This window comes from Streptomyces sp. NPDC048211 (assembly GCF_043202315.1).
Classification (GTDB): Bacteria; Actinomycetota; Actinomycetes; order Streptomycetales; family Streptomycetaceae; genus Streptomyces.
The window spans coordinates 226,928-237,090 of the sequence record NZ_JBIDAD010000009.1 but is presented as its reverse complement, the minus strand read 5'-3'; the positions used below and the strand labels follow the sequence as shown (position 1 = coordinate 237,090).

General features: G+C 68.6%; 9 protein-coding genes. 3 read left to right on the top strand and 6 right to left on the bottom strand.

The features are described from left to right. Positions 1–64 precede the first annotated feature (64 nt). Positions 65–1,012 (top strand): ATP-binding cassette domain-containing protein, encoded by a 948-nt coding sequence (locus ACGFZA_RS29775; protein WP_393683137.1) that lies wholly within the window; start codon positions 65–67, stop codon positions 1,010–1,012. Continuing rightward, positions 1,009–1,752, top strand: a complete 744-nt coding sequence (locus tag ACGFZA_RS29770) for an ABC transporter permease (protein ID WP_385277158.1) — start codon at positions 1,009–1,011, stop codon at positions 1,750–1,752. The genes ACGFZA_RS29775 and ACGFZA_RS29770 overlap by 4 nt, the downstream gene beginning before the upstream one ends. A gap of 637 nt (positions 1,753–2,389) precedes the next feature. Here the strand turns inward: ACGFZA_RS29770 and ACGFZA_RS29765 are convergent. After that, positions 2,390–3,198, bottom strand: a protein-coding gene (locus ACGFZA_RS29765) for an IS5 family transposase (protein WP_393683135.1) whose coding sequence is annotated in 2 segments (ribosomal slippage) — positions 2,390–2,859 and positions 2,859–3,198 — 810 coding nt in all. Because the reading frame shifts where the segments join, the coding sequence is not laid out codon by codon here. 500 nt (positions 3,199–3,698) lie between these two features. On the opposite strand from ACGFZA_RS29765, the gene ACGFZA_RS29760 reads away from it, so the two are divergent. After that, a complete protein-coding gene (locus ACGFZA_RS29760; protein ID WP_385277070.1) occupies positions 3,699–4,136 on the top strand; it encodes a hypothetical protein in 438 nt (145 codons plus the stop codon). Between the two features lie 205 nt (positions 4,137–4,341). Here ACGFZA_RS29760 and mug read toward each other — a convergent pair whose 3' ends face one another. The 5 genes from mug to ACGFZA_RS29735 all read right to left on the bottom strand — a co-directional run bounded on the left by mug (position 4,342) and on the right by ACGFZA_RS29735 (position 10,146). Next, complete coding sequence (gene mug / locus ACGFZA_RS29755) at positions 4,342–4,905, bottom strand: G/U mismatch-specific DNA glycosylase (protein WP_385277072.1); 564 nt, start codon at positions 4,903–4,905, stop codon at positions 4,342–4,344. 19 nt (positions 4,906–4,924) lie between these two features. After that, positions 4,925–6,367 carry an adenylosuccinate lyase gene (purB, locus tag ACGFZA_RS29750; RefSeq protein WP_385277074.1) on the bottom strand — a complete coding sequence of 481 codons (1,443 nt, stop codon included), beginning with the start codon at positions 6,365–6,367 and terminating at the stop codon, positions 4,925–4,927. Positions 6,368–6,613: 246 nt separating this feature from the next. Then, entirely contained in the window at positions 6,614–7,456 is an 843-nt protein-coding gene (locus ACGFZA_RS29745) for an SGNH/GDSL hydrolase family protein (protein WP_393683132.1), read from the bottom strand. Positions 7,457–7,792: 336 nt separating this feature from the next. After that, positions 7,793–8,812 (bottom strand): hemolysin family protein, encoded by a 1,020-nt coding sequence (locus ACGFZA_RS29740; RefSeq protein ID WP_385277078.1) that lies wholly within the window; start codon positions 8,810–8,812, stop codon positions 7,793–7,795. After that, positions 8,809–10,146, bottom strand: coding sequence for a hemolysin family protein (locus ACGFZA_RS29735; RefSeq protein ID WP_385277080.1), 1,338 nt, complete (start codon positions 10,144–10,146; stop codon positions 8,809–8,811). The genes ACGFZA_RS29740 and ACGFZA_RS29735 overlap by 4 nt, the downstream gene beginning before the upstream one ends. Positions 10,147–10,163 lie beyond the last annotated feature (17 nt).

Here is a 10,163-nt window from a genome sequence, read left to right as displayed (position 1 = left end):
GCGAGGGAGACGATCCACACCGGTGGGGGAGGAGCACGGGCCGGCGCGGCGCCAGGCTGAGGACATGACCACGATCGAAGTCAACGAGCTCACCAAGGACTACGGCACTACCCGCGCTGTGGACCGTCTCACGTTCAGTGTGCGGCCCGGCCGGGTCACCGGCTTCCTCGGGCCGAACGGGGCGGGTAAGTCCACCACCATGCGGTTGGTCCTCGGCCTCGACCGCCCCACCCGCGGCGCCGCCACGATCGGAGGGCGGGCCTACGCGACTCTGGACGATCCACTTCGCCACGTTGGGGTATTGCTCGACGCGCAGGCCGCCCATGGCTCCCGGACGGCGCGTAACCACCTCCTGGCGCTGGCGACGAGCAACGGTCTGAGCGGGTCAAGAGTCGAGGAAGTGCTGGAGGAGGCCGGCCTCGGTCACGTGGGGGGCCGTCGGATCAAGACGTTCTCCCTCGGCATGCGCCAGCGCCTGGGCATAGCGGCGGCGCTGCTCGGCGATCCCGAAGTGGTCATGCTCGACGAGCCGTCGAACGGGCTCGATCCGGAAGGCATCATCTGGATCCGGGAGCTGATGAAGCGGCTGGCACGGGAGGGTCGCACCGTGTGGGTCTCCAGCCATCTGATGAACGAGACGTCGTCGTTCGCCGACCATTTGATAGTCCTCGGGCGGGGCCGCCTGCTCGTCGACCTCCCGATGCAGGAGTTCCTGGCCTCCCGGAGCCGCCCCCGCGTACGAGTGCGCGTGCACACGACTGACTCGCCCCGGCTCGCTGCGGCCGTGACCCGCACGGGATACCGGGCCGAGCAGGAGGGGGAGGCCGGCTGCTTGAGCGTCGAAGGAGCGAGGGCGGACGAGATCGGAGCACTCGCCGCCACGGAAGGCATTCCGGTGCTTCAGCTCGTGGACGAGCAGGCCACGCTGGAACAGGCCTACCTCCATCTCACAGCCGGAGCAGCGGAGTTCGAGTCCGCCGCATCCGCATCCACCACACAACAGGAGGCCTGACCATGTCGACCACCGCAGTCCTGCGCTCCGAATGGATCAAGATCAGATCGGTGCGCTCCGTCGCCGGATCCTTGACGGCTGTATTCCTCGCCACCATGGCCGTCACGGTGCTCGCCTTTGCCACCGTCGGACAGGCCGAGGCTGACAACGCGGATGCGGACCTCGTGTTCGGCGCCTTCTACGCGCTGAACTTCGGTCAGATCGCGGCCATAAGTTTCGGAGCGACAGCGATCTCGTCCGAGTACGTCAACGGCGCGCTGCGTATGTCGTTGGCTGCGGTTCCGCGCCGCACCCTCTTCTACACGGCGAAGATGTCACTCATCGGAGGAGCAGCCCTTGCGGTAGGGCTTGTCACGAGCTTCAGTTCGTTTCTGGTCGGGCAGCTGTTCATGGGGGAGTACGCCATCGGGCTGGGAGAACCCGGTGCTCTGAGGGCCGCTGTCGGCAGCGGCATATATCTCGCTCTGATGGCTCTCTTCGCTGCCGGGCTGACTGTCCTTCTCCGCAGCGCGGTCGCTGTGCTCAGCCTGCTCATCCCCTTCATCCTGATCGTCTCGTTCGTCGTCGGCGACATCGCGGGCGGTGTGGCCGACTATCTGCCCGACCGGGCCGGGCAGCTGGTGCTGCACCAGCATCCCGAGAGCAGCCTTGGGCCGTGGACCGGGCTCTCCATTACAGCGGCGTGGGCCGGGGTGGCCCTGATGGCCGGATGGTGGTCACTGCGTCGCCGGGATGCCTGAGGGGTGCTGTTCCGATGCGTGGTCAGGTGACCGGGCTTGTGTCTTCAACGGGCAGGACGCCGACCGGGGATCTGCTGACCGAGGAGCTGCTGGCCGCGGAGCTGCCGACCAAAAGGATTGAATTGAGAGGTGACGGAAGTGTTCTGAGTCGAGTTTCGAGGTCACACCGGTAGGTACGCTCCGGAGGGACCGGACGGACGTCCAGCACGCGGACAACTGGGGTGCCGTGCGCAGGTCGATCACCATCGATGAGCGCTTCGGCGATGCGTGTCTCCAGGGATGGGAGGGCTTCTCACACGTGGAAGTCCCTTGCACCTTCGACCAGTTCCCTGAAAGGCCAGTTCCCTGAAAGCGGCGACTGCCGTGAGCTCCGCTCCTATCGCGGTTGCTCCGACCTCCCGCCCGGTGGTGTCTTCGCCGCCCCCGAGGCCCCCGGCAGGCCGAACCGTATCGGGGTGACAAGCTGCGGCGTCGAATCCGATCAAGGCCGAACTGACGGTGGTGGGCCTCGATGCGGTCTCCGGAACCCCGTCATCGACCTGAGATCGACCATGGCGGAGTTCCGTGCGGCGAGCGTTCAACAGCCGGAATGGGTGCATCGCCTGATGTCTGAGTACTTCCAGCCTAACTGATGGTTTCAGAATGAGGTTCGGAGTCGTCTCAAGCAGATGATGCTGCAGGCGAGTTGGAGTAGTCCGAGGTGGAGGTCGGCTCGTATCTCGTAGCGGATGCGCAGTCGTTTGAACTGGTGGAGCCAAGCAAAGGTCCGCTCGACGACCCAGCGTGTTTTGCCCAGCCCCGAGCCGTGCGGGGTGCCGCGGCGGGCAATCTTGGGCGTGATCCCACGTGCGCGGACGAGACGCCGGTACTTGTCGTAGTCGTACCCGCGGTCGGCGAACAGTCGCCGGGGCCTGTGGCGTGGCCGGCCCCGCAGCCCACGGATGCAGGGTATGGCGTCCAGTAAAGGCATGAGCTGAGTGACATCGTGACGGTTTCCGCTGGTCAGAGAGACGGCGAGCGGAGTTCCGTGCCGGTCGACGATCAGGTGGTGCTTGCTGCCGGGCCGGGCCCGGTCGACCGGCGAAGGTCCGGTGTGAGCCCCCCTTTGAGGGCCCTGATGTGCGAGCCGTCGATCGATGCGTCGTCCATCTCCAGCAGGCCCTCTTTGCGTAGTTCCGCCAGGAGAACCTCATGCAGGCGGGGCCACACTCCGGCCTCGGTCCAGTCCCGTAGACGCCGCCAGGCGGTCACCCCGCTGCAACCCACCAGTTCTGCGGGAACGTCCCGCCAGCTCACACTCTTGCGCAGCACGTAGACGATGCCCCGCAAAGCGGCACGGTCATCAGCCGGCAGCCGCCCGGGATACCGGTGCCGTCGAGGCGGGCGAACCGGCAGCAGCGGGGCTATGCGTTCCCACAGGTCATCAGGCACAAGATCAGCAGACACCCACCAGATCCTGCCGATCCAACACCCAACTGCCAAGCCACCAAACCGATCTCATTCTGAAATGATCAGTAAGCAGCCCGTCCACCCGCTCGGGCCCACCGTGTCGCGCTCCGCCGCGCTCCACGGGACGAGTCACGAGTGCGGCCTCGGCGCGCAGAATGGCGTGGTTCAGGTGCTCCCAGGACGGATGTGTTGCTGGGGAGTCCAACAGCCCAGACTCCCGGACTCCGTTTCTCATCCGTGAGGGGAGCCCAGCGGCCCAGCTCCTGTCTCTCGCTCGTGAGGGGAGTCATGCGGCCGACCTGCTGCATTCCCGCAACTCGTGGGCTGGGACGGCTGCTCACTGCGCACAGGTGCGTCGGGTATGTCGGGGGCGGTGGAGTCTGGTCGAATCCGGGGGCCCTGGTGCGGTGGCCGAAGGTGGGTCGCAGGGTGGCTGAAAACGTCTCAAAGTGCAGGGCGAGGGTTCCGTTGTCAGTGCCGGACGGTTTACTGACGGCATGACCACCGCACATCACCTCCGCCTCATCGACGGGATGCGCACCCGAGAGTTTCCCGCGGATCGCATCCGATCGGGTTCGGGAGTCAGCGGGCCCGGCTACCACACGGCGTCCTTGCACGCCGACGACGCTCACTGGGACGACGACGAGGCCGGGCGGCTGGAGCACCGTGCACAGTGTCTCGCGGAGCACGAGGCCCTGATCACCGTGCTGGGCGCTCGCTGGGGTGCGCCGCAGCTGATCAGCTCGTGGAGTGCCCAGGAGCGAATGATGGCCGGGGAGGAGATACCTGACCCGTGGGCCGAAACCGTCGCGGGCTGTGAGTACCTCCGCCTGTGGCACATAGAGGCTCGGTGGATAGCCCTCGCGCTGTACCTGGAGGAGGAGGGCTTGGGGTGCGAGCTCAGCGTGGTGGTGACCGAGATCGATCCCCCGTAGGGGCCTTGGCTGGGCGAGGGGGCGAGGGGCGACGGGGCGTCTGAGGGGGGCGGGCTCTGTCGTCAGACCTCGACAGTGGAGCCGCGGGACGATGGTGCGGTTTGAGAGGGCAGGTCCGGTCGTCAGGCTTCGGTGGTGGGGCGACGGGGCGTCTGAGAAGGCAGGTCCGGCCGTCAGGTCTGGTTGGTGGTGCGGCGGGCGGCCGTCAGGCCTCGGTGGTGGGGACCGTGGTGCCCGACTCGACGGCAGACCGGAGACGTCCGTACTCATCGGCCATGGAGCTGACGGTCCAGTGGGCGTTCAGGCCGCTGGGGTTGGGCAGCGCCCAGACGCGGGCTCCGCCGATCCGCCGGTCCTGTGGCCCGATGCGGGCCTGTCGTTCGCCGAATGCCGTCCGGTAGGCGGTGATCCCGACGACGGCCAGCCATTGAGGCTGCAACTGCTCGACCTTCGACGTGAGGAGTCGGCCCCCGGCACGGAACTCCTCAGCAGAGAGTTCGTCGGCCCGGGCGGTGGCTCTGGCGACCACATTGGTGATGCCCAGCCCGTAGAGGAGCAGTTCGGACTGTTCGCAGGGTTTCAGCCGTCGCGGGGTGAACCCCGATTGATGGAGCACCGGCCAGAATCGGTTACCGGGGAAGGCGAAGTGATGGCCCGTGGCGCCTGTCATCAGGCTCGGATTGATTCCGCAGAACAGCACGCGCAGGCCGCCCGTGACCACATCGGGAACAATGCGGTCTCGGGCGGCCAGAAGCTGTTCGGGTGTCACCGGTCCGTGTTCCGGTGCATCAGAGGATCGAGCCCGGGGTGTAACCGGCGGCCTCCGGGTGCTGCTTGGTGATTTCCTCGATCCGGCCGACGAGCGCGGTGACCTGGTCGCCCGCAGCGCCTGTGAAAGAGAGCTTGTCGGCCATGAGCTCGTCCAGCTGCGCGCGGTCGAGCGGGATGCGCTTGTCCGCCGCCAGCTTGTCCAGCAGTTCGTTGCGCTCCGTGCCCTGCTCACGCATGGCGAGCGCGGACGCGACCGCGTTCTCCTTGATGGCCTCGTGGGCGACCTCGCGGCCGACACCGGCGCGAACCGCGCCCATCAACACCTTGGTCGTGGCGAGGAAGGGCAGGTACCGGTCCAGCTCGCGAGCGACGACAGCGGGGAACGCACCGAATTCGTCGAGCACCGTCAGGAAGGTCTCCACCAGACCGTCGAACGCGAAGAACGCGTCCGGCAGTGCCACCCTGCGGACCACGGAGCAGGACACATCGCCCTCGTTCCACTGATCGCCCGCCAGCTCCCCGGTCATCGACGCGTAGCCGCGAAGAATGACCATGAGGCCGTTGACACGCTCGCAGGAGCGGGTGTTCATCTTGTGAGGCATGGCGGACGAGCCGACCTGGCCCGGCTTGAAGCCCTCGGTCACCAGTTCGTGGCCGGCCATCAGCCGGATGGTCTTCGCGACCGAGGAGGGGGCCGCGGCCAGCTGGACCAGGGCGGTCACCACGTCGTAGTCGAGCGAGCGCGGGTAGACCTGGCCGACCGAAGTGAAGGCCTGTCCGAAGCCGAGGTGCCCTGCGATGCGCTGCTCCAGCTCGGCGAGCTTTCCGGCGTCTCCGCCCAGCAGGTCGAGCATGTCCTGAGCCGTGCCGACCGGGCCCTTGATCCCGCGGAGCGGGTAGCGCCCCAGGAGGTCCTCAAGGCGTCCGTAGGCCACCAGCAGTTCGTCCGCCGCGGTGGCGAAGCGCTTGCCGAGGGTCGTGGCCTGCGCGGCGACATTGTGGGACCGGCCCGCGATGACCAGTTCGCGGTACTCGCCGGCGAGCCTGCCGAGCCGGGCCAGGACCGCCACGGTGCGGTCGCGCATCAGTTCCAGCGAGAGCCGGATCTGAAGTTGCTCGACGTTCTCCGTGAGGTCGCGGGAGGTCATCCCCTTGTGGACCTGTTCGTGACCTGCGAGGGCGTTGAACTCCTCGATGCGGGCCTTGACGTCGTGCCGGGTCACCTTCTCGCGCTCGGCGATCGAAGCCAGATCGACCTGGTCGATGACGCGTTCGTAGTCAGCGAGGGCCGCGTCCGGTACCTCGATCCCGAGGTCCTTCTGGGCGCGCAGCACCGCCAGCCACAGCTGACGTTCCAGCTTTACCTTCTGCTCGGGGGACCAGAGGACAGCCAGCTCCGTAGAGGCATAGCGGCCGGCCAGGACATTGGGGATGCGAGGCTTCGCAGACACAGCAGTCACGTGTCCAGATTCTACTGGCGGTTTATGCAGGTCGGCGCCGCCCCCGGTTTGTGCGTTGCTACGAGCGCGAGCAGAGCGCGAGCACCGTGCGGGACCGGGCAGAGCGGGCCCGAGCGGAGCGAGCCCGGAGGGGAGCAGGCCCGGGCGCCATGCGGACCCGGGCCGGGCGCGAGCGCGCGTGAGCGGACGGCTGCGGTCGGCCGTGCACAGTCGGCCGGTCGGCCGCATCCCACCTCGACGGGCCGGCTACGCGTCGGCGTCCATCCGGCGCCACGTGGTGACGGGGCCCGGGGCTTTGTCGTCCACGGGCGTGACCCAGAAGGCTCGCCCGAGCTCGGCGCTGAACTGTGCTCCGGTGCGACCGTCGCCCGACGAGCGCCCGGCCAGACGCCGCCCTATCCAGGGAAACAGATGCTGGCGGGCGAAGCGCACGTCGTCGACGCGCCGGCTCGACCAGCGTGGCGGGGCGGCCGTGGGAAGCAGGGTCTGCCAGTCGTCCTCCGGTGGCAGACCCAGTGCCTGCCAGACGGCCTCCGCCACCCTGCGATGGCCCTCGGCGGTCAGGTGCAGCCGGTCCACGTCCCACATCCTGGGGTCGCCCAGTACCGGCGCCGCGTACAGGTCGACGACCTCCGCGCCGTGCCGGGCGGCAAGGTCGTCGATCAGGGAGAACAGTTCTTCCATCCGTGGCCGGAACCGTTCCATCACCGGTCCGTTGCGGCCGGGGCTGCGCATCAGGACCAGCTTCTTGCAGGAGGGGGCGAGCCGTTCCACGGCCTCCTCCAGGCGACCACGGACCATGCCCATGTCGCACTTGGGCCGCAGGGTGTCGTTGAGTCCGCCCACCAGCGTCACCACGTCCGCCTGCATGGCCGCCGCCACGTCCACCTGCTCGTCCACGATCTGGCCGATGAGCTTTCCGCGTACGGCGAGATTGGCATACCGGAATCCGGGGGCGCGGGTGGCCATCCGGGTGGCGAGAACGTCCGCCCAGCCTCGGTACGAACCATCGGGCAGAAGGTCCGACATGCCCTCGGTGAACGAATCGCCTACCGCGACGAGACTGGTGTATTTGGCATTTATTTCCATGGCTCTGCGATCGTATCGCGGGGCGCCGGGCCTGCCCCTTATGGCAGGCCGCAGCAGAACAGCCCGGGGCCCGCGCCCCGCCGGAGCCCGGTCCCGTTCTCGTCCCGCACCCACGGGCCCAGCCCCGCACCCACGGGCTTGCCCCCGTACCCACGCGCCCCGCCGGAGCCCGGTCCCGGTCCCGAACCCGACATGGCCCGGCCCTGTACCCCTCCTGCGCCCCGGCCCTGTACCCCCCCGCCCCGGCCCTGTACCCCTCCGCGCCCCGGCCCCGTACCCCTCCCGCGCCCCGGTCCCGTACCCCTCCCGGAGCGCGGGACCGGGCTCGTGCCGGGATCAGCGCGGCTGCGGCCGGCCTACCAGTTCGCGGAGCACGTCCTCCATCGTCACCATGCCGGCCAGCCGCTCGTCCTCGTCGAGGACGGCCGCCAGGTGGGTACGGCTGCGCCGGAGCGCGGTCAGTACGTCGTCGAGCGGCGTCGCCGCCCGGACCCGGGCGATCGGACGCATCGCGGTCACCGGGAACGGCATGTCGCGCGGCGTGACGTCGAGGGCGTCCTTCACGTGGAGGTAGCCCAGGATCCGCTGCTCGCTGTCCATCACCGGGAATCGCGAGAACCCCGTCTCGGACGAGAGCCGCTCCAGTTCCTCGGGCGTCGTCCCGACCCTCGTGTACATCACCCGGTCCACCGGCAGCACCACATCCCGCACAGGCCTGCGCCCCAGTTCCAGCGCATGGTGCAGTCGCTCGGCGGCGCGGTCGTCGACCAGTCCGGCATCGCCCGCGTCCTTGACGAGCCGGGCCAGTTCGTCGTCCGAGAACGTGGCCGACACCTCGTCCTTCGTCTCCACCCGCAACAGTTTCAGCAGCGCGTTGGCGAAGGCGTTGATGGCGAAGATCACCGGACGCAGCGCGCGGGCCAGCGTCACCAGCGGCGGCCCGAGCAGCAGCGCGGTCTTCACGGGCTCGGCCAGCGCGATGTTCTTCGGCACCATCTCGCCGAGCAGCATGTGGAGATAGGTCGCCACCGACAGCGCGATCACGAACGAGATGGGGTGGACCAGCCCGTGTGGCACGCCCACGGCGTCGAAGACGGGCTCCAGCAGATGCGCGATGGCGGGTTCGGCGACGATGCCGAGGACCAGGGTGCACAGCGTGATGCCCAACTGCGCAGCGGCGAGGAGCGCCGAGACGTGCTCGAGGCCCCAGATGACGCTGCGCGCCCGCCGGTTCCCCTCCTCGGCCTGCGGCTCGATCTGGCTGCGCCGAACGGAGATGAGCGCGAACTCCGCACCGACGAAGAACGCGTTCACGACCAGGGTCATCAGCCCGATGAAGAGCTGTACGGCGGTCATCGTTCGTCCTCCGACGGCTCGTCGGAACCGGGCAGCGGCGCGTGCAGCAGCGCCCGGGCGGCGCGGCGCCCGGAGGCGTCCACCACGTCGATCCGCCAGCCGGCCAGCTCGATCGTGTCACCGACGGCGGGGATGCGGCCCACCTCCGTGGCGATCAGCCCGGCAAGGGTCTCGTACGGTCCGTCCGGCACTCTCAGTCCGATCGTCTCCAACTGGTCGGTGCGGGCCGCGCCGTCGGCCGACCACAGTGTGCGTCCGTCGGCGTCCTCGCCGGCCGGTGCGAGATCGGGTGTCTCGTGCGGGTCGTGCTCGTCCCGCACCTCGCCGACGACCTCTTCGACGATGTCCTCCAGCGTCACGACGCCCGCCGTGCCGCCGTACTCGTCGATGACGACCGCCATCGCGAGTTTGCCGGAGAGCCGGTCCAGCAGCCGGTCCACGGTCAGGGTCTCCGGTACGAGCAGGGGTTCGCGGAGCATGTCCGAGACCCGCTTGCGAGGCCGCTGCTCGGCGGGGACGGCCAGTACGTCCTTGATGTGGGCGACGCCGACGACCGTGTCGAGGCTGCCCCGGTACACGGGGAACCGGGACAGTCCGGTGGCCCGGGTGGCGTTGGCCACGTCCTCCGCTGTCGCCTGCACGTCCAGAGCCGTGACCTGTACCCGGGGAGTCATCACGTTCTCCGCGGTCAGCTCCGCCAGATTGAGCGTGCGGACGAAGAGCTCCGCGGTGTCGGCCTCCAGGGCGCCCGCCTTGGCGGAGTGGCGGGCCAATGCCACCAGCTCCTGCGGGCTGCGGGCGGATGCCAGCTCCTCGGCCGGTTCGAGGCCGAAGCGGCGCACGATGTGGTTGGCCGAGTTGTTGAGGTGGCTGATGAAGGGACGGAAGAGGGCGGTGAAGGCCCGCTGCGGGGTGGCTACCGTCTTCGCCACGGCGAGGGGTGAGGAGATGGCCCAGTTCTTCGGGACGAGCTCGCCGACCACCATGAGGAACACGGTGGACAGCGCGGTGCCGATGACCAGGGCCACGGACGACGACACGCTGGGTGACAGTCCCATGGCCTCGACCGGGCCGCGGATCAGTTTCGCGATGGACGACTCGGAGAGCATGCCGACCACCAGGTTCGTGACGGTGATGCCCAGCTGGGCCCCGGAGAGCTGGAAGGTGAGGCTGCGTACCGCCTTCATCGCGCTCGCGGCGCCGCGTTCCCCCTGTTCGACAGCGCGTTCGAGCTGGCCGCGTTCGACGGTGGTCAGCGAGAACTCCGCCGCGACGAAAGCGCCGCACGCGAGGGAGAGCAGTACCGCCACGAGCAGCAGAAGCACTTCGGTCATCGGTTCACCTCCGTCCC